This is a genomic window from Yersinia frederiksenii ATCC 33641 (genome assembly GCF_000754805.1).
GTDB lineage: Bacteria > Pseudomonadota > Gammaproteobacteria > Enterobacterales > Enterobacteriaceae > Yersinia > Yersinia frederiksenii.
Genome location: NZ_KN150731.1, coordinates 4,232,801 through 4,253,163, shown reverse-complemented (window position 1 = coordinate 4,253,163; position 20,363 = coordinate 4,232,801). Strand labels below are relative to the sequence as shown.

Genomic DNA, 20,363 nt, shown 5'->3' with positions numbered 1-20,363 from the left:
GCGAATTCTCGGTGCTCAACATGTTAAACCTCACAACGTAATGGTAAATGACGTATCGGATTAGCCGCTGACGGGGCTGGAGTGTTTGCCAAATTGAACGCTACATTGCATTGCTGGCTAGTATCCCCCCCCCACTTCACTTTTAGACGACCACTTTCTGGTAGCCCGCTGAGATAGACCTGCCCTGCATCTCCAACAATGCTGGTATTCGGCTCTTCACCCGCACTCTCTTCAACGGCAACCACGGCACCGAAAGGTATTAATCCGCCACTTTTACTCAAAGTAACCAATACTTGATAACCAACGCGTGTTGCAAAGTTAGCCTTAACCACTGCACCTTTAGTTGGGTAGAGATTTTGGCTTGACTGCGTTATGTCAACCCCCTCAGGCAGGGTTGCCGGATCCAGGCTAATATTATTGCGCTGATAGTTTGAGAGATAAGGCACTACCGCATAACCACGACTGTCCACCTGATTATTGCCGCTCATCACCTTACTTCCTCTGGCACCTGGTGCACTGACTAATGCAACGGTATCGCCCAAAGGTTGACTCAATGTGACTCCGTCGGCATGTGCCACCACCCCGCCGCTGGCATTCATATTCACCGCGCGGTAGCCACTACCATAGCTATATCCCATACTCGCCATACCCTTGCTGCCACGGTAACCAGTATTCACAGACCCCATGTCACTGCTGCCGTCGTTAGACCAGCCTTGTGTCACATTGTAAGAAAGACGGTCATCCATTGATGTTCCGTTAATACCCGCCTGATTCTGGACACTACCTTGATTGTTATTTGTCATCTGATAACTGGCGAAGCTACGGTTAGCAAGTGATGAACCACTCAACAAACTTAATGGTACTTGAACGTTCATGGATAACTGTCTGTTCTCCGGCCAGTTATTGTCCCCTTTAATGCGGTCAATACTGTAATTCATGCCGTAAGTCACCCCGTGGTAGCTGTTGCTATAGCCCGCAGTAAGGTTGTTATTGACCTTACCGTTGTCCCAATAGTTATCCCGCATCCCAGAGATATATAGCGATCCTAAATCCCCCATATTCTGAGACAAACGTAACTGGTAACTATTGCGCTTACGGTCTTGTGACCAGGGCAACTGATCGTCGCGTAATTGGTAGCCATTGTTGTTAACATCGGAAAAACTGTAATAATTTCGGGTCGAGTAGCGCATAGTCGCGACATCAATTGATGTGCCGGTACTGGCAATATTTTTGGCATAGCGCAACCGATATGACTCTCCTTTTTGCCGGTCATCCACGTCCTTCAGCTTAGCGTTCGACTGAGTGACATCCGCAGACAATGCGCCAAAGTTCCCTAAAGACAACCCGCTCCCTACCACGCTTGAGAAGTAATCATCCGCGACCAGTCCACCACCATACAGCGTGAGATTATAGGGCAAGCCATAAACCAAAGTGCCGAGTCCAAAGGTTGACTCCTGAGAACCAACAGTAGTGCTGCCATTATATTTCCCACTGGTCAGTTCATACTTAAATGCACCAGGACGTAACATTACCGGCAGTGTTGAATAGGCGACAGTCTGGGTGCGAATAGAACCATCAGCTTCAGTTATCGTTACCGTCAAATCACCTGAAGAACCACTCTGCCCCAAGTCATTTAGCGTAAACGGGCCTGGTGCAACATAGGTTTGATATACAATGTTGCCATTCTGCCTCACGGTTACCCTCGCATTACTTTGCGCAACACCAGAGATAACCGGAGCAAAGCCACGCAGATTGTTGGGCAACATCTCTTCGGTTGAGTTAAGTTTGACGCCACGGAACGGAATGCTGTCAAAAACATCCCCGCCACTGCTGCTTTCACCTGCCAATATTTCAGAATGCCAAGGCTGGATATCCCGCTGCAGGTAGCTATTGATAAACTGGGTGTCCTGCGTACTTTCACCCGCACGATTATCACCATTCGACGTATTCCGGCTATGGGTAATCAGGCTGCGTAAACGCCAGGCATCAAAGTTCAACCCCGCCCGTAAGTTGGCAAAGAGGCTTGTTTGCTCTGATGTTCCCAAGTCTGATTGGGAAGAACGTCGGCTGCGGCTGCCGTTCAAGTTATAATTCAGCAAAAATGCCGGAATACCTTGGTTCCACAATGAGGGATCAACCTGACTGCTACTATTTGGCTGCATTGCGACTTGGGGGATACTGATATCCAGCCGCAACTTGGCCAGAGAAAATTGCACCTGTGCATGAGGAATCAGGGCAGGCAAATCCTCCACTGGCTTATCCAGTGGTAAATTTGAGAATGTCGGCAGTGCACTAGTATTCACGCCTAACTCATTCAGTAACGCTGGCGTGAGGAGTGGCTCAACCTTATTCCGAGAGCCTTTTTGGAAAGTGATTGTTTGCTCGCCGCGCTCAATCTGATTAACAAATACCGTCACCAGATAGGCCCCTTCAGGCACCTGATCGGTAGTCTCAAACTGAGTCAAATCCACTTTTTCAGACTGCTCTTGATCAAGCATTAGCAGTCCGGCATCAAAATAATCCCTGCCCCAAGCGGGCAGAACAGACGTAAGTAATATCGCACCCGTAAATATAGGTGAGATTTTTATCCCATTAACGTGTCGTTTCATGATATTTAGCTCAACCTGGTTTATCTGTTTTGCCAATACACAAAATTGGAATTAAAAACATATGATTAACCAGAAGTTAAAATAAGTTTGTCGGCAAACTGGATATCAATATCGAGATGAGCCAGTAAGTGATTTTTGTTGTTCTAATGGCGTATTCCATGCTGTCTCATCAAGCAATTGCCACTCAACTGGCCCCTTTGTACCCGCAGGCAAGTTATAGCGTTGCTGCCCTTTTGGTGGAACCATCAGGCGCATAGCCGCATTATCAAACAAATAGTTACCAACTTTTAACCGAGAAAATGTCAACCAAAACGGCGTTGGGTTTTCAGCAACCAGCGTATTACCTTCCAGATGGAAGTGTAATTGTGAGGCAGCACCTGCCACCCCACTGTCCGGCAGGCTGGACGGGCGGTAAAATAGTTTAAGATTACTGACAACAGCTAACGTTAATTGACCGCCGTTTTGCGCCATATTCGCAGGTGTAGATGGGATAGCCTTGGTAGCAATATAAAATACTGACTCCCGATCCTGTGCTAACTCCCCTCCGGTACGCCGAATACGCAAGGTCAAATCACTATTAGGCTCCAGTCGTTGCAGCGGTGGAGTGACAATAAAGGGCATCGGAGTAACGACTTTGCCCTGCGGTGCAACGCCGCCAGTTTGAGGATCCATACTCCGAATCCAAGATTGCATTAAAAAAGGCTGATCACTTTTGTTATAGACGGTTAATGCAACACCCTGACTGGCTTTTTCCGGGTAAATAACCCGCATCACATAAAAGGAAATACCTTTAAGTTCAGTCTGATTTGCGCTCACCGATAAACTGTTCAGCATCAGTAAGCTCCCAATCATTATTAATGACAGGCGAGTCCAGAAACTTTTCATTTACTCTCCAGAAATTATGGCGGTGAATATTCGCATTTCGACGAGAGGATCCCGTAATCGGTAATCACTCGCCAGTCAGCCATTGCCAACGGTGAAATAGCTGGATAAATTTGATTACTGTGAGGGGCAATCATTGCCGGGTGCTGCTCGAAACTAACGGCGCGATGATTAATATTCAATTGCCCCAGCGTTAAAAAATAGGGTGTAGGATTTTCTACACGGATACCCTCAGCGACTTGGGTAAATTGTAATTTGCAGTAAGCGTCTTCCGGGATCATATTCAACCCATCGGGGCGATAGAACAGCTTAATCAAAAAACGAATTCCCATTGATAGCTGGGCCTGCTCTGTCAGCTCGGAGGCTTGAGCAGGAATCGCCAGAACAGATAAATAAAACACCGATTCATGTTGCTGCGATAATGTTCCTTCATTCTGGCGTATAATACGCAGCAAATTACGGCTATTAGGCTCCAGCCGAAATAAGGGTGGTGTCACGTTAAATGGTGTTGCTTGCTTATTATCTGGGCCCAGTTGAATCAGAGACTGAATTAAATAAGTTTTATCGCCATCATTCTTAACCAGAACAGTGCGCGCCCGATCAGTTTCATTAAATATGACCCGCGTTTGTCCAAGGCTTATTCCGCCATCAGCAGCAAAAACGCTATTTCCCCAGAGGCTAAGGAGTAAGCCACTGATAAGTTGCAAGTCTCGAAAACGAAGGGCTCGAATCATAATGCGCTCTTAATCGTAAAGAAAATTGAAGGTAACTCGAGCAATGAGTTTACCGGTGGTTGGATTACAGCCCCCCGAATCAATACAGGATACCCCTGCGGAAAATGCCATAGCGGCACCTGTGGCTGGCGGGACTATTCCTTGAAATTGCAGCTTGTCATCATGGCGAACGGTATTCATGTTTTGAGTTAGCAGCACACCAACCCCTTGAGCGTCTGAGTCAGCGTCACGAAACAGCCATTTGCTGCCACTGCCATCACCATTGCCAGTGACCTGGATAACAGGTTTTTGGCTACCAGGTGCCGTCCCGCTACAATTTTGTACTTTCAGAGAGAAAGTATTGGATGCAGCCACGGCTCCCGATAACAACGAGCTTGTTTGGACGCTCCCCAAATCCAAAAACTCTTGATCTAGCTTAATTTCGCAAGTTCCAGGAACAATGGTGGCACGGAAATCCACTATTTCAGCAGCTTGTACCGGCAGAGCGACTACACAGATGAAAAGGCTCGCAGAACCTGCATTACGGCACCACTTTAGTAAAGGCATCGATACCTCCAAGATCGTTGATCACCCGCCAGCGGATCTCCCCTTGTTTAACTTTGGTCGGGAAGATATGGCTGCTGAAAGGGGCAATCATACTAGCTTCGGCGCGCGCCAAAGATAGCGCCTCTCCGGCAAAACTGATGCCAGCAAAGTTAATAAAATAGGGTGAGGAGTTATTAACCTGTAATCCCTCTTTCACTAGGGTAAATTGTAGGTTCTTATGGGCATTGGCGACACTCGGGGCTAATCCAGCAGGGCGATAAAATAACTTGATGACGTTCGCAACGCCCAGTTTTACTTCACCACCAACGCTTTGTTGCTGATCTTCTCCAGTTCCTGCAACACTACTGGGTATAGCCCGAGCATTAATATAGAAAACCGATTCACGATCACTGGGCAAAGCCCCGCCATTAGCAGAAATCCGAATTTGGTTGCTACTATTTGGTTCGAGGCGAAATAACGGAGGAGTGACCAAAAAAGGGGCTACTCCTTTCCCATCAATAGAAGCGCTGACTGTGGTCTGTACCAAATAAGGAGCATCTGGTTGCGTATTGCGCAAAGTGAGTGAAACACTCGATGCACCCTGTGGGTAAATCAGCCGAGTGGCACTAATACCAAATCCGCCAGCCTGAACGGTTTGAGTGGCAGTCAAACCAACAAATATCAAAGACAGCGTGCGAAATAAAAATTTCATTACTCAAACTCCTCTTGCCTGATGGCAGGGAGTTATCATCACCTGCCATCAGAAATGGTTAGTTATAAACAAAACTAAATGTAATTGGTGCACTAATCGTTGTATTTTCGATGGCTGATATATTAGTGGTAGCTAACGCGGCACTTAAAGAAATCGATTTTTCAAAATCTCCAGGTGCTGGCGTGCTACCCGCAGTCCCAACAAGAATAGAGTCTCCACTTTGTAAGATGGTGCCTTCATGTTTGATCATGACACCAACACTAGAGCTATTATCGCTGTTAAAGATATTGTTACTGCCACCGCTCAGTGTTGAACCCGAAATACGCAAGCTCGCAGTATCATCCTCCGCCGATGGTGTCCCACAATTCATAAGTCTCACATCAAAATTTTGTGCCGTCGTATCAATAAAAGTATTAGCGGCAGTGAAAACGGCTGCTGTGTGGTTATTCAAATTCAATCGGTCAGTGACCGATACATCACAGGTTGCAGTTACGATGCTAGCCTCTATCGTTATCATTGCATTACGCCCAGAGTCTGCTGCAAAGGCCGTTCCAGCCGAAGCCAACAATAACAAAGCGGCAGGTGATAAAGTTAAAAGTGTTGTACGCATGTATTTATTCCTCTAATGACACGTTGATTAAGGATTTGAGTGTGTCCTAGAGAGAGCTAAAAATTTAATGATTTAGTCTAATTAAGGTGGAGTTAAGACTCTTCAGGCTTACTTTCAATAAAAGTAAATACCTAACAAATTGATTTTAAATACATTTAACTTTACTCTTAAATGTATTGTTCAACACCGACAATACAGAATATCAGTCCGAATATGTTTGAAACATGACAGCTAAATCCACCAATTGGGATTATGTGTTGAAGTCAGTTACCTGAGATAGCCCAGCTTTGCTAGCCGACATCTTTTCAGGTTCCCTAACCCCAATAGACTGCATAAAGACAATTAACAGATAATGGAGCTTGCACATGGCGATCTCCTCCAGGGGACATAATCAGTATCCCGGAATTAGTGGTTCACGTTGACGGGTTACTTACAGGAGGCTGACCAGCAATGATATCCTCAGTATGCTAATAGACCACTATTTCTAAAAAGCTAAACTCTAGCGATCTCTTAAAACCTTAGAGCAGTACACATAGGGCATTGTTTTTGTCGAAATATAATAACTTCCGTTACGATTTTTAGTGAAGAAAGCAGCCATGGGATGATCATCAACTAAATAAAACCTCGATAGCATCAGATCTGAAAATAAAGATTCATTCACATTATTAGTTTCAGTCACCCAGTTTCTCTTCGATGTTAATAACAAATCATCATTAATCGCTGTTACATCAAAAAAGGTTCTACGACTTATCGTGCCTACTTTCTCACTATTTTTATAAACAATGCCATCAATATAGACAATTCCATTTTTATTATTCATAGAAAATTCGACCATAAGTTTTGTCATTAGTCCCAATTCTTCTCTATGAATGGTCAGATTCGCATTACAATTAATAACATCACTTTTATCATATCTAAATTTTAGCAGTAAAAATGAAACGGAATAAACAAACACGATAGACAGTATTATTTTCAATATGAAATAAATTTTATTCACAAGAGCAACATCGTTCATCAAAGCAAAACCTTATTATTTTAAATTAATTTTTTATGTCTATTTAAAAATAGTGATTCTTATTTTTTTCAATCCAGAGATATAGCCCTTGATTATTAATAACATTTATCTTCCTCATAACATTTCGTTTGTGAGTGCTAATGGTTTTCTCACTTAAATTTAGCAAAATAGAAGCAGTCTTAGTGGCAATCCCATCATAAAAGAATTTGCAAATTTTTATTTGAGTTGACGTTAATTTAATGACCCCACGATCATTATAGATAACATCATGCCCGTGACCATGCTTTAGCATATTGGCGATTATACATTCAACTTTACTGCTTAATTGATTAATGCTGTCATTCCTAAAAATTACAACTTCCGAAGCCAGTTCTTTTGCCATATGTTTTTTGTCTCTAATTTTAAGAGTAACGCTGACATTCTCACAAAAGGATATAGCGATAAAGCCATCATCAGTCTCATTGGCAAGACTCGTAGTCTTAACCAATAAACAAATTTTAAGGTGGCTCTTAAATAAATGATACAATCCATACGAAAAAAAATTATTGTGGTCAGATATAGTTATCATACAGTGCATAAAAATGTACTCTTTACTTGAATTAAAAAATTAGAGCAACAATTAAAACATAAGCTAAGAAATAATATAAATCATAAGGTCTTAATAAAAATTAATTAATGAAATTATGCAAAGAAGCCCATATCAAAGTGTCACGCATGCACCATAACATATTGAAATAAAGAGTGATTATGTGATTTTCTTGCATGGAAATTTCACTACAACTGCAGGAGGAAGATGGGCTTTAGTTGAGCGGAATTTAGCCAAGTTAAGACTTGGTTAATATTCATAATAATGAATATAATCTTAAAAATAAATAATAAAGATATAGGGTATGATAAAAAACTGCTTAAATATCTCTATTTAAAATAGTCAAAACCACGCCGACGTTTAAGCAGAACACCTAATAAACTAATCCTTATTACACAGAAAACTTGCCACACCATTAGACTCAATAATATAATTATTATTGTTAATTCTATAAATAGAAATTAAGAGATTACTCCCTACTTGAGACATAAAACTAGGTAGCATTTTCTCAAGATCAGTTCGGCTCACTTCGTCTGAAAGACTAATCTCAACGCCAGTAAAAGTCAGAATCGTTTTATTATCTATATCAGAGATGTTAAATAGTGTCTTCCTGGTTAATTGATAGGGTATGTTATTATTAGTAACAATTCCATTTATTATCATATAACCATTTTTGCTATATAGATTTATTTCAACATTGGACTTGATGTTGAAATTTTTACTATACGTATAATGCACACCATGGCAATTTAGTTTTTTATTGTTGTTATCCGCTAAAAAATAAGCATAAGCAATAGTGGAAACAATCATGATGACTGATATGAAAATCAGCAGTATGTATTTAGTATTTGATTTCATTAAAACCACCATGATTGACGAATATTTCAGTTCTACAGTTATTTTTCTTACTATAATTAACTTCAAACTCACAAGAAATAACTGATATTGTAGGGTGTCTTATTGTATAGTTTAAGTAAATATAAGGGTAATTATTACACTCTAATGATTGGCCACTTAGAAACGTATTAACTTTCTCCTGACTTTCCAAGTTATGTAATTCAGTGCTGGTGAATATACTGCACCCATCAATTTTTGATAAAAATGTGAAGTTTTTAGGATAATCGATTATACGCTTAGGAATACTTTTATGGATAAAATAAAACACAGCGCCAAAGAAAATCAATACAGATGCGAATAGTAATACTATATTATATATTTTATATTTATTTTTGGTTACTAGTTTCTCATCTTGCTGCTGAGGGACAATATTCTCGATAATAATTTCATCATCTTCAGGGTCAATATCGATTTCGCATTCTGTAACTTTAGTGACTGTAAAGATAAACCCTTTTCCTCTTACAGTCGTGATGGCTTCACCAGACAACCCGATATCTTGCAATGCTTTACGTAATAATGAAATGTTTTGATACAGAGTGTTCGGTGTGACATTCACACCATTATCACCCCAAGCAATTGAATACAAATCACTTTGCGATATTATCAAACCAACTCTATTAACAAACGCCTCTAGTAATTGTGCTGTTGGCACGTTGATCTTAATGCGAGCGCCACCCAAAGAGGATGAGAGGATACCACTTTCAGGGTAAAATGTAATATTATCATTTATAGTATAACATTTACTCATGCCAATTATTTCCAATGATACGTATCAAAAATTTATTATAGATAGTCAGCAATAATAATCAATAAAGGAGAACATTGCGATGGCAAATCTACCAAGGGTTAGCAGTTCGTCACAAAGGTTAATCTGACTCGGATTGACAATATCAGATTAAGTAAGATACGACCCATTGAGAGTATTGTGCAGTACTTCTCTGCTAAGACTACTTTTTTTCACAGTAAACAGAATGAGTAGCGACAGATGAAATGCAACTTGAACTTACATTTCGTTTCTAGGGTTGAAGAACGACGAGCTAGGGTCCTCACCACAATTTTAAATATTATATACCATAACGACTGGAGCAATATAGCAGTTAAATGACATGTGCTATCTAAAGTAAGAACTGTTTGTAAAAATTAAAACCATCAACAATTGTACTCATCAGCAAGTCTACCGTGGCGAGCAATATATAAATGGAATGCTTTTTGTAGATATCCCATAATAGCCCTCCTCTTTTTTCGAGAACGTAATTTGCATTTTTCTATTTGGTGTGGTGTAGAACTCATGGATCATGATTTCATTAATCAAAGTATCATCAATACTATTTACCTCGCTAGCCCAATTATTTACTGATCTTAATAAGAGTATATCATTAATCGAGTAGACGTAAAAAATAATCCTGCGACTAATCACCCCTATACTCTTATTATCCTTATAAAGCTTACCATCAATAGAAACAATACCACTAGTAGAATTAACTGAAAAATCAATGTTAACATTGGCAACCATACCAGGTACATTACTGTGAATGATGACTTCAGCATTACATTTTATTACATTTAATCCTCTCTCTTTTTCATCATTACTGCCTCTTAAAAAGATAAACAAACAAATAGAGATTATGATAAAAATCAAAATAGAAATTTCCAATTTTTTTTTAATGCAGATGGAGAGTATATTTTTCATAAACATTCTATTTTCATCTCGTAAAGATGATCCTAAATTCCATTATAATTAAGTAGGTACAATTTGCTCGGCTTTTATAACAGCCTTATTATACCGAATCATCTCCATCATGTTATATCACCTTTAAAACTCAGCATCGGTAGAAAGAATTGAACAAATAGATCCTATTGTTAAATTACAGGCTGCAAAGTAATGGCAGCCTGTTGTTAGTATTATCTCGATAGACCTAGTCTAGGCTATCGTTTGGACGAATCCGTTGGCACTGATATTGTCGGGTGTTTGATCCAACCTGACGATGTACCATCATCTTTAGGTAAACTACCGACAAAACTACCATCCTGTTTCGAGCCTGGGTAACTTGGGCTCATATGATTTGGATTGCTTTCTACAGGCAGCTTACCCGAAGAAACTGGCGCTTTAGACGGCGGTGTAGACTGCCGAATCTCGGATGGCTTAGGGTATGATACTGGCTCATCTCCTGTGGCAGTTTTTTTGATCCACCGAGAAGAGTTTTTATCATCTTTTGGTAAATGACCTTTGAAATCACCACCTAGTTTAGAACCTGGATAACTAGGGCTCATATGATTTGGCTTCTCCTCTCCTTTCACTGGTTTTGATGGTCGATTCTTTGGTGGTGTCGGTTTGTCAGTTTCCACCGGAGCGGGTTTCGGTGGTGTCGGTTTGTCAGTTTCCACCGGAGTGGGTTTCGGTGGTGTCGGTTTGTCAGTTTCCACCGGAGTGGGTTTCGGTGGTGTCGGTTTGTCAGTTTCCACCGGAGTAGGTTTCGGTGGTGTCGGTTTGTCAGTTTCCACCGGAGTAGATTTCGGTGGTGTCGGTTTGTCAGTTTCCACCGGAGTGGGTTTCGGTGGTGTCGGTTTGTCAGTTTCCACCGGAGTAGGTTTCGGTGGTGTCGGTTTGTCAGTTTCCACCGGAGTAGGTTTCGGTGGTGTCGGTTTGTCAGTTTTCACCGGCGCGGTTTTGGGTGGTTTTGATGTATTGCCATTTTTTGCCGGTTTATTTGAACTCGATAAACCGCCAGCAGTAAATGAAATACTATTTGATGCTGTAACTTTATCAACATTTACTTGAGAAAGTGTTTCACCATCAGTATTCAGTTCACCTTGTACATTTCCTTTAATATTACCAACATCGATGGTCGCTTTTTGATCTTCTTGATATTCAACTTTTTCCACAGTGTTGTAATAGCCATTGACTGTCGGTAAGCCTGTTTTAGAAATACCACCACCACCACCACCGTAAGCACCATCTTGATCAATAGTATCTGATAGCTCGACTGCGTTAATATTGCCCGCAACATCTACAGTACCGGTTTTGGAATCAGAAACAATGTGCGCGCCAGTAAGATTGAGGTCCCCTCCTGTAGAGATATTCAGCTCACCGGTGGTATTAATACCGGTCTGGGTCCCTGTAGTCTTCGAATCATAATGTTCGCCACCTTGGCCGTAGTTCCCAGCCAATGTTGGGATAAGTCCTCCATTGGTTGAAACAGCAACCCCGACTGATCCACCCCACTCATTACTATTAGTCTGGTTATTGACCGTATCTTGCACGCTCTGCACATTCAGATCGCCAGTAATATTAAGGTTGGCGGTTTCTGACTGAATATTACCGCCAGCTAAAGTCATATCTCCCCCAGTGTTAATGCTAATATCACTGCTATTAAGGTTGGAGTTAGTATATGTGTGGCTTGAGCCAGTTGAGGTTGAAGTGCTGCCATGGTAATCAACAGAAACTCCCGCGCCAGCCCCTGTAGGAGCGGCGGAGGCCCCGGCACTGACGCCTGCAGAGTGGGTATCTTTTTGCGACCAATTTTCAGTTGAGGACTCGGCGGCTAAAATATTCAAATCACCGCCAGTAGTGATCTCTACACTGTCAGCCGATAATTCGACACCTTTTAACGTGGTATCGCCATTACTAGTAATTGATACATTACCAGCATTTATATTAGTGATATTTTCACTTTTAGTCGTCGATGAACTACTGGTCGTCGTCGTATCGAATCCAACTGAGACTGAGCCTCCAAGCAAATCATTAAACATAAGGTTAGAAGCACTACCTGCCACTTCTGCCGCCGTTAAACCGGCATCAATTTCTTGCCCGTCATTGCCCTTTTCAACCAAATTACCGACTTTATCAGCAGCATCAGCCACTGAACTATGAGCTTCACCCTTTACGCCATAAAACGAAACGGTTTCCTCACTCGTTGTTATCACTTCATCTTCATACTTTGTAGACTTGACTTCATCGGCAACAATAGTCAACGCACCTTCAGTGTTAAAATTACCACCACCAATATCAACCGTGTTTCCCGCTTCTAATGTCATAGAATCGGTAAAGTTAAGTGAAGCATTATTATTTGTCGTCGTTTGCTGAGTATCAACCGTCGTGACGGTTTCTAACCCGGCTTGGAAATTACCAGAGGAAGATGTTGGAGCACGACCAGGCTTAGACCCGGCATTGGTGATATCCGACCCAAGATTATTATGCTCACCGGTGCTGGTACTACTACTTTCCCCTTCCAGACCGCTAATATCATAACCTACCGATTGCCCAAAACCACTCGCGCCTGCACCAAATTTTAGATCAGTGCGTTCAACCGTGGTTTCAGAATAGCTGTAATCTTGTGATGTTTGGATGTCTACATCGCCAGCAGCCTTCAATTCACCCGATTGGGCATTATACTCACCACCTTTGAGAACAATATCATTCGCGGAATTAACGGTAAACTTGCCGCCTGCGTTCACCGAACTATCAACACTCGTAGCACTTGAGCTGACAGTTTCTGTCGATTCGTGACTTAGTATCCCCGTAGATTTATGGCTGTATTCATAATTCCCCTCAACCTCATACATATTATTGAAGGTGACATCACCTTCAGTTGAAGTCAGGCTGATATCTTTTTCCGCAGCAATATCAACAGCATTAACCGTGATATCTTTGGCACTCATGTCAATGCTACCACCGGCGGTGACACCATCATTATAATAATGAAGCTCTTGATTACCGGAAACATTAGCGCCTTGGCTGGCAGTAAGCTCAATTGAACCATTATCTGCCTGTAAAGTGAGATCATTACCGGCACTAAGAGCAGAGCCACTGTTGGTTATAGAACCACCACTGGAGACCAATGATAAATCTCCACCTGAAGTGATACCACCATTCATGCCCACACTACTATTATTAATATTGCCTTCTGATTGAATATTAATATTGCCACCGGCACTGATCTGGCCATTAACATTATTAAAGGAGGATGCATCAACATCCATATTACCGCCAGCGTGGACTATGGCGGAACCATCATAGCGGCCACTTTCTAATTGTTCTAACGTAGTTGTTGCAAAATAAATTTTAGGTGTGAGTACATCATGACCATCGATATTTTCCGTTACAAACCAAACAATATCTTTATCCAGTCCGGCAATCTGCTCATCAGTTAAAGCTTTACCGACGGTAAAATCTTCTACTCCATTCACAGTTGCAGCATTGGACATTAATTTCTCAACCAACTCGGTGCCATCAATACCATCGCGCACACTGAAAAATGTCCCAACAGACTCGTTTAATTGGCGGCGAATAACCTCACTAATAAAATAATTATCGCCCACAACCAAAACAGGTGTTTCTGGTATATAGCCAATTTGGTCAAAGAAATATTGCGAACCAAAGAAAAGGCTCTGATCAATCATCTCAGTTCGAGTTTCATAAAACGGATAAATAGGGTTACTGGCACCATCCCCGACTTTGGCAGTGAAATCAACATCTTTCCATTTCTGGTTAGAAACAAATAACCCCTGAATTTTAGCGAGTTCGGTATAGGTTTTTGTGGTACTTAATCCTTTCGTCAGTTCGGCAATTGTTTTCAACCCAATATTAATTTCATAAGGATTTTGAGTTACCACAACCTCCTTATCACCGATAGCAACTGTTATTTTTTCACCTTCAAGTTTCGCACCGAATAATCCATTGTTAAATGCTCCACCATTGTGAGTCAGATTACCGCCTGCGATAATCCCACCGTTATTATCCGACAAACCATAATCTTTTAAATCTTTCAAAGAAGCATTATTGGAGCCAGTTACCCTGGCCCAATCTTGTGATAGCTTCTCTTGGCTATCAGATAACCACGCATCGCCGAACAATCTTTTCATAACACTGTTTAATTGTTCACTCTGTTTGGCCATTTCTTTTAAGCTATTAAAGCTGTTGGACTGAGTATCATATATATATGAATCCTTCCCTGAGACAGATTCCGGGATTCCATCACCGAAATAAAAGTCCAGCAATTGATATAACGTATTAAACTGAGCATAACTAGAATCGCTACCTATCACTTTTCTATATACCTCCAGCTCAATCGGGGTACTCAGCGTCTCCGTCAAATAATAGTAAAATGACATTTCATTATATTCTGGTGCATTATTAACAGTTCCAGATATTATCATATCCTTACTTGATTGAATAAGACCACCTGTATTATTTAACGTTTTAGCGCTATAAATATTCTTTTGATTAATATTTAAATTACCGCCGGATGATATTTCGGCCATTTTAGTTAATTTAAAATCACCAATCCACGTTGGAATTGAACCTGAGAGTTTTGCGTTATAATATACTAGGCTAATAAACCCTTGCTTCCATTCATGTGAACCTTCAGCATTTTGTGCAGGGCCTGTAACCCACCCAGGATTATCATACTTACTAATATTATCAATAATTTTAGCATCTAATGCCATATCGCCTTGAGAACGAATATTACCACCATCATTCTTTATATTCTCTGCAACAATATCAATTTTACCCATACTAAGAACATTAGCATTTTCTTCATTTAGAAACTTACCTTTCTCTGCATCAATAATAATATCTTGCGAGGAGAAAATCAAAGCCCCACTACTATTAGTAATATTAATTGCCTTAAGAATGACATCCTTAAGACTCAAAATAGATTGATTACTTGAAATTTTAATGTTCTCATCTGCATTAAGTAGTATGCTTGCAGCACTTTCCAGAATACGGTCAATAATGATAGAGCCCGTAGTCTTAATAGAGAACTCACCTCTAGCATTAATATCACCACTATCATCATTGTAGCGATAATCTTTAGAGAGAATTAAAGATAGATTATTATCACTAAAAATGTCACCAGATAAATTACTCAAAGATTCAGCTAGCTTAATTAATAAATTTTTAGCCGAATAAATATAACCGGAACTGTTATTTAAGTTATCAACTTGAATATCAACATTATTACCACTGATATTAGAGCCACTGTTATTTACATTTTTTGATCTAATAGAAATATCAGCATCAGAAAATAAGGTCGCTCCATTCAGGTTAGAAATAGAGTCTGACTCCACTGTAAGCCCACCAACACCAATAATGATAGCGTCACCAGCAGATGACCCTTTATCACTACTGTTTACAATAGTATTAGCCTCTACGGACAATATCCCTGACGCCTGAATTATCGCATTAATATTATCTAGTTTATTAATGTTTTTGAAGGTGGCGTCACCATCAGAATTAATAATTGCCGCAATGGAATTAATAAAACTACTGACATAGCTGACGTATAAATTTCTACCCGCATTAATAACACCGATATTTCCCGTCCCATCACCTATATTGGATAAAGCCCCAATATTATCTAGAGACATATCAGCGCCAGAGTATATAACGCCTTTGTTATTTAGATTATCTATATTAGATATCATTAGGCCATTATCTGATGTTATAACACTACTCTTATCATTTATAATACTATTAATAAGTTCTAGTTTTAACCATTCTCCCAATGCTGAAATATAACTTCCACCGGAATTTTCCACATTGGTAACAGAATGAATATCAATATTATTCGCGATTATCCCTGAACCAGAATATTGGGTGGTTCCAGTTCCTGTATTAAACAGATTAGTACTATTATTTATGCTTACAGTTCCATCTGCATTAATAAATCCATCTACATTCTTTATCGTTTCTATATTACTCAAATGAATATCACCAGAGGCGAGTATAGATGAGTTCTGATTAACTAATTCTGACGAATGGCTAATTGACAACTGGTCAGCCGCGAGTATTTTTGCTTCATCAGTATTTTTAATGCTATCAATATTCGTTAATATAATCTCGTTCGCTTGAATGAGTGACGAACTACCTTTGTTATTTAACTCTTTAATGTCATCAAGCTTAAGTGAGCTTTCTGAAATTAGTTTTGCATTATTACTATTTGTAATAGTGTTAACGTTACTAATTTCAATAGCACCACCTTGAATTAAACTGTTGTTATTATTTATATTAACTGCATGAACCCCACTGCTATTTATTTTTAGATTGGCACCTGAGAGTATACTACCCCCATTTTGATTATTAACTTCCTTACTTATATTTAGTGATAAATCTTTAGCTGCTGTGATATCACCACTATTGAAAACACTTTCTGTTGTTATATCAATAGATTCTTCTGAGTTAATTACTCCGGTATTTTCCAATAAACCGCCATCACTAACCTGGCTAATAGCAACATTTTTACCGGACAATACACCACTATTAATGGCACTTCCATTCACAATGGAAATATCTAACATTGAGGCGGCTGAGACAATTCGCCCACTATTATTAATACTATTTGACTTAATGGTATTTTTTTTATCAGCTTGCAGTAATCCTTTATTAATTAAAGATCCGAGAATAAGATTTGCGTCTTGCTCAGTATATAAAACACCTTTATTATGTAAATTATTAGCGACAATGCTCAGCGGACCACTCGCATTGACAACACCATCATTGTCAAATAGTTCGTTAATAGTGAAGCTTAACGTCCCCTTCTGGCTATTAACTCCCGCACCTTGATTTAAAAATGAATTAGCATTAACTATAACATTTCCTGACTGACTGCTAATCGCAGCATCAGAACTTATAGTTGCGGAATCAATAGTTTCGCCGTTAATCGATACAATATAATTACCATCCACAAGGGATATAATTGCATTCTCTATTTTTTTACCTGAAGCATCAAGAGCGAAAAGTGTCCCTGTTATTTTATATTCACCCTTAACATCAATGAAAATTGATGTTACATCTATTTTGTCACTATCACCGCTCATTGCAAAAATACGTGCTGCATTTTGCAACAATGAGTCAGCAGTAATTCTAATATTGCCATTTTTTGATACTGCATCAGCACTGAGTTTAGCTTGAGATAAAGCTCTAATAATTAGGTCACCATTACTGATAACACCACCAAAGCCTGTATTTTCATTAACTGAAATATCGATATTGTTGCCAGATAAATTAACATCACCTGACTTGCTACTAATTGCTGTCAGTGCTAAATCACCATCGGCCGATATCTCAACAGTCTGATTACCGACTAAGCTACCTTTATGTCTAACCCCAACACCGCTTTCGGTACTGATTAGCTGTATTCTTCCCCCATACATGGAACCCAATGAACTGCCATCAATAGCAACTTTAGGGGTATCTGCAGCCGATAAGTTACGAATCTGGTGTTGTCGCGTTTGTGTGTCGTAAGTATTTAGTCCCGCAACAACTTTAATATCGGCACTCCCAGAGACTTCACCATCGAGTTTTACCGTACGGCTGATCATATCAAAGTGGGTTAATCCTTCAGTAGATAGGCCCTGTCCTTCTACTGCAATCATACCCTTATTAACATTTAATTGAATATTACCATTCTCACCATATTCCACTCGACCTGTACTGAGAGTTAAGTTATTCGCATTAATGGTTGATACGCCATTCACAGATATGCCATTTTCATTTGCAATGATAAGGTCAGCTTTTTTCCCAAACACTTCCATTGTGCCATTCAAATACGATCCCTTGGCACCCGTAACTTCACTAATGATAGCGCTAGCTTCTTGTTGTAGCTGACCGTTTTTAATTATATAACCACCTATGCTACTAACACCATCCTGCATGCTGTTATTAAAAATCAAACCATCTGGGCCAACATTAAAGTCGTCAAACTTATTGTGAGAAATCCCATTACCGTTTGGATTAATAATATTTACTGTCGGTGTTCCATTGGCTGACTCTGAAATAGTTGGCGCATTTGAACTTGTATCGGGAACTAAGCTTGCATAAGACAAACTGGGCAATACTGCAACCAATGCCAAATAAATAGGGCACAACTTTTTATGTAGATTTTCTTGAGTTAGTTTCCCAATAAAAGATGATGCAGAATTATTGGTCTTACCTTTATTTTTGCTCATGCGTAAAGCTCCTGCAGTTTGCTGGATATAACTTTATTAAGATAGAATTTATTATTTATTTAGAATCGTAAATCAAACCTATAGCTTAGTGTTCTAGAATCAATATCAGAATTCCTTAATGTTGATGGTTTGGTTAGAGGATAACCCAATGTTAATGAAGTGGAAAAATGACTACCTACAGCCTTAAGGCCAAGAGCAGCTCCAGTTAAATACTCTGCAGGGCACGAGCCCATATCATCAGTACAGTTGTTTTTAATAAAACCAAGATCATAGCCAGCAAAAGGCGACACCTGCCATATCCCCAATTTATTGATAGCAATGGGCAGCTGAACTGTATTGGAAATGTAACCACCGTTATGTCCCGATACTGAACTTTCTTTGTAACCCCGAACGGTATATTCATCACCAATTGATTGTTTACCATCACTAACTAATATATCTTTTGTAAATTGAAATCCTGAATTAACTTCATATGATAAACTCACTGGACCATATTGGGCCAATGACTTAGACCAGCTAATGATGCCATTATATTTTATGTAGTTTAGATCAAACCCTTTTAAGTCAGGTTCATTTTTCCATGCTGCACCAAACCAGGGAACACCCGCAGTCGAACTCAGATCCCAAAATAAACCGCCCCCCCAAAGTGTGCCAACCCGCGTTACTCCAAGGGCAATACTGCTGTATTTTTTACTACTAACACCTATTTTTATATCTTCTATTTTATTAGTATTATCGCGGCCTTCGACTTTTGTATAAGCACTAAACTTCCCTACTGCGTCTCGAAAAATAACTCTGCTTAATTTAGTAGAAGCTCGCTGGGAAGAACCTTCACTATGATAGCCACCAAAGTATCCACCAATAACCTTCTCATATTCAGAACGATATAAGGAAGCATCTAGCAACCAATAGCCAAGTGGTAAACTGTAATTCATAGACCAAGAACTTTGACTATCGGTTTTGGCATACAAATCATTGTAAGCATAATAGAAAGATAAAGAGTCATTAAATCCGGAAAAATTATTTACTGTCAAAGTCGAATTGTATTGATGCCAACCATCAGCCTCACGGCCTGAGTTATTCATCCCTACAGAGAGTGAGATAGGGAAATACACTGAATTACTGAGATCTAAAGTTGAGTAGCCAAAGTCATCCGATGGAACAATTTGTAATTTATCAGTCCTCGAAACTCGAAGTAAGTTATCCAACCCTTGGTCAATATCTGACATTTTAAGCTTATTCCCTTGGGCAAAAGGAATTGCACTAAACAGTCTGGTTTTTTCAAAGAATGTGGGTGGATTCCCCTCGACACTAAATCCTGAAATCTTCCCCCATAATACCTCTAATTTTAGTACCCCTTCACGTAAACTACCCGGTTGAACAGTCACCAGCGTTGTCGCATAACCCTTGCCAACATAGAAATTGGTCAAATCCTTAACCAATTCCATTATCTCCTTTTGTCCCATCTCAGTATCTAAGAATTGCATAATAATCTTCTGCCTTTGTGGTGAATTGGCATAGATATCATCGTTTTCAATACTAATATGATGAATAAAAAACGTATATTTTGACTTCAAAAGATTATCCTCATGCTGCTCATTGAGAATATTATTCTGACGTCTTATTTCGCTCTCTCTACGTTTTTCATCTTGAATCATTGAGCGTGTACGGCTACGTTCCAGTCTATCTAATTCTCTGGATGCATTTGATGCTTGAGTATTTAATTGTGGTGGCTGTATTTGAGCATTAACCTGTGCGCACATAAATGCGAATGGCGCGACAATGCAGCCTGTTAAATACATCCTATTAATAAAAACCACTCTGACGATACTAAACATGATA

The 20,363-nt window shown here is 39.9% G+C and carries 13 protein-coding genes; all 13 read right to left on the bottom strand.

The genetic code is table 11. The features are described from left to right. Positions 1-23: 23 nt before the first annotated feature. Entirely contained in the window at positions 24-2,609 is a 2,586-nt protein-coding gene (locus DJ58_RS03180; RefSeq protein WP_032911903.1) for a fimbria/pilus outer membrane usher protein, read from the bottom strand. Between the two features lie 105 nt (positions 2,610-2,714). Next, positions 2,715-3,494: a fimbrial biogenesis chaperone gene (locus tag DJ58_RS03185; protein ID WP_004712198.1), complete on the bottom strand. Its 780-nt coding sequence runs from the start codon at positions 3,492-3,494 to the stop codon at positions 2,715-2,717. A gap of 14 nt (positions 3,495-3,508) precedes the next feature. Continuing rightward, positions 3,509-4,225: a fimbrial biogenesis chaperone gene (locus tag DJ58_RS03190; protein ID WP_050413920.1), complete on the bottom strand. Its 717-nt coding sequence runs from the start codon at positions 4,223-4,225 to the stop codon at positions 3,509-3,511. A 9-nt stretch (positions 4,226-4,234) separates the two neighbouring features. Continuing rightward, the gene (locus DJ58_RS03195; protein WP_032911901.1) at positions 4,235-4,771 is read right to left on the bottom strand and encodes a fimbrial protein; all 537 of its coding nucleotides are present in this window, start codon (positions 4,769-4,771) and stop codon (positions 4,235-4,237) included. Beyond that, positions 4,746-5,462, bottom strand: a complete 717-nt coding sequence (locus DJ58_RS03200) for a fimbrial biogenesis chaperone (protein WP_004712193.1) — start codon at positions 5,460-5,462, stop codon at positions 4,746-4,748. The genes DJ58_RS03195 and DJ58_RS03200 overlap by 26 nt, the downstream gene beginning before the upstream one ends. Positions 5,463-5,520: 58 nt before the next feature. Then, a complete protein-coding gene (locus tag DJ58_RS03205) occupies positions 5,521-6,072 on the bottom strand; it encodes a fimbrial protein (RefSeq protein ID WP_032911900.1) in 552 nt (183 codons plus the stop codon). A 499-nt stretch (positions 6,073-6,571) separates the two neighbouring features. Continuing rightward, positions 6,572-7,087 carry a hypothetical protein gene (locus DJ58_RS03210; protein WP_032911898.1) on the bottom strand — a complete coding sequence of 172 codons (516 nt, stop codon included), beginning with the start codon at positions 7,085-7,087 and terminating at the stop codon, positions 6,572-6,574. 43 nt (positions 7,088-7,130) lie between these two features. Further along, on the bottom strand, positions 7,131-7,469 hold the full coding sequence (locus DJ58_RS23690) for a helix-turn-helix transcriptional regulator (protein WP_004712187.1): 339 nt from the start codon (positions 7,467-7,469) through the stop codon (positions 7,131-7,133). Between the two features lie 585 nt (positions 7,470-8,054). After that, positions 8,055-8,531, bottom strand: a complete 477-nt coding sequence (locus tag DJ58_RS03215; protein ID WP_226977636.1) for a hypothetical protein — start codon at positions 8,529-8,531, stop codon at positions 8,055-8,057. Beyond that, entirely contained in the window at positions 8,515-9,318 is an 804-nt protein-coding gene (locus tag DJ58_RS03220) for a winged helix-turn-helix domain-containing protein (RefSeq protein ID WP_004712183.1), read from the bottom strand. Before DJ58_RS03220 ends, DJ58_RS03215 begins: the two co-directional genes overlap by 17 nt. A 426-nt stretch (positions 9,319-9,744) precedes the next feature. Continuing rightward, positions 9,745-10,260 carry a hypothetical protein gene (locus tag DJ58_RS03225; RefSeq protein ID WP_138070084.1) on the bottom strand — a complete coding sequence of 172 codons (516 nt, stop codon included), beginning with the start codon at positions 10,258-10,260 and terminating at the stop codon, positions 9,745-9,747. Between the two features lie 236 nt (positions 10,261-10,496). After that, a complete protein-coding gene (locus DJ58_RS03230) occupies positions 10,497-18,521 on the bottom strand; it encodes a two-partner secretion domain-containing protein (protein WP_050504536.1) in 8,025 nt (2,674 codons plus the stop codon). A gap of 59 nt (positions 18,522-18,580) precedes the next feature. Continuing rightward, positions 18,581-20,359: a ShlB/FhaC/HecB family hemolysin secretion/activation protein gene (locus DJ58_RS03235; RefSeq protein ID WP_004712455.1), complete on the bottom strand. Its 1,779-nt coding sequence runs from the start codon at positions 20,357-20,359 to the stop codon at positions 18,581-18,583. Between the last annotated feature and the right edge of the window lie 4 nt (positions 20,360-20,363).

Excerpts from the sequence above, each read along its gene's own strand:
- DJ58_RS03180 (WP_032911903.1), bottom strand. The coding sequence starts at position 2,609 with ATGAAACGACACGTTAATGGGATAAAAATCTCACCTATATTTACGGGT.
- DJ58_RS03185 (WP_004712198.1), bottom strand. The coding sequence starts at position 3,494 with ATGAAAAGTTTCTGGACTCGCCTGTCATTAATAATGATTGGGAGCTTA.
- DJ58_RS03190 (WP_050413920.1), bottom strand. The coding sequence starts at position 4,225 with ATGATTCGAGCCCTTCGTTTTCGAGACTTGCAACTTATCAGTGGCTTA.
- DJ58_RS03195 (WP_032911901.1), bottom strand. The coding sequence starts at position 4,771 with ATGCCTTTACTAAAGTGGTGCCGTAATGCAGGTTCTGCGAGCCTTTTC.
- DJ58_RS03200 (WP_004712193.1), bottom strand. The coding sequence starts at position 5,462 with ATGAAATTTTTATTTCGCACGCTGTCTTTGATATTTGTTGGTTTGACT.
- DJ58_RS03205 (WP_032911900.1), bottom strand. The coding sequence starts at position 6,072 with ATGCGTACAACACTTTTAACTTTATCACCTGCCGCTTTGTTATTGTTG.
- DJ58_RS03210 (WP_032911898.1), bottom strand. The coding sequence starts at position 7,087 with ATGAACGATGTTGCTCTTGTGAATAAAATTTATTTCATATTGAAAATA.
- DJ58_RS23690 (WP_004712187.1), bottom strand. The coding sequence starts at position 7,469 with ATGGCAAAAGAACTGGCTTCGGAAGTTGTAATTTTTAGGAATGACAGC.
- DJ58_RS03215 (WP_226977636.1), bottom strand. The coding sequence starts at position 8,531 with ATGAAATCAAATACTAAATACATACTGCTGATTTTCATATCAGTCATC.
- DJ58_RS03220 (WP_004712183.1), bottom strand. The coding sequence starts at position 9,318 with ATGAGTAAATGTTATACTATAAATGATAATATTACATTTTACCCTGAA.
- DJ58_RS03225 (WP_138070084.1), bottom strand. The coding sequence starts at position 10,260 with ATGAAAAATATACTCTCCATCTGCATTAAAAAAAAATTGGAAATTTCT.
- DJ58_RS03230 (WP_050504536.1), bottom strand. The coding sequence starts at position 18,521 with ATGAGCAAAAATAAAGGTAAGACCAATAATTCTGCATCATCTTTTATT.
- DJ58_RS03235 (WP_004712455.1), bottom strand. The coding sequence starts at position 20,359 with ATGTTTAGTATCGTCAGAGTGGTTTTTATTAATAGGATGTATTTAACA.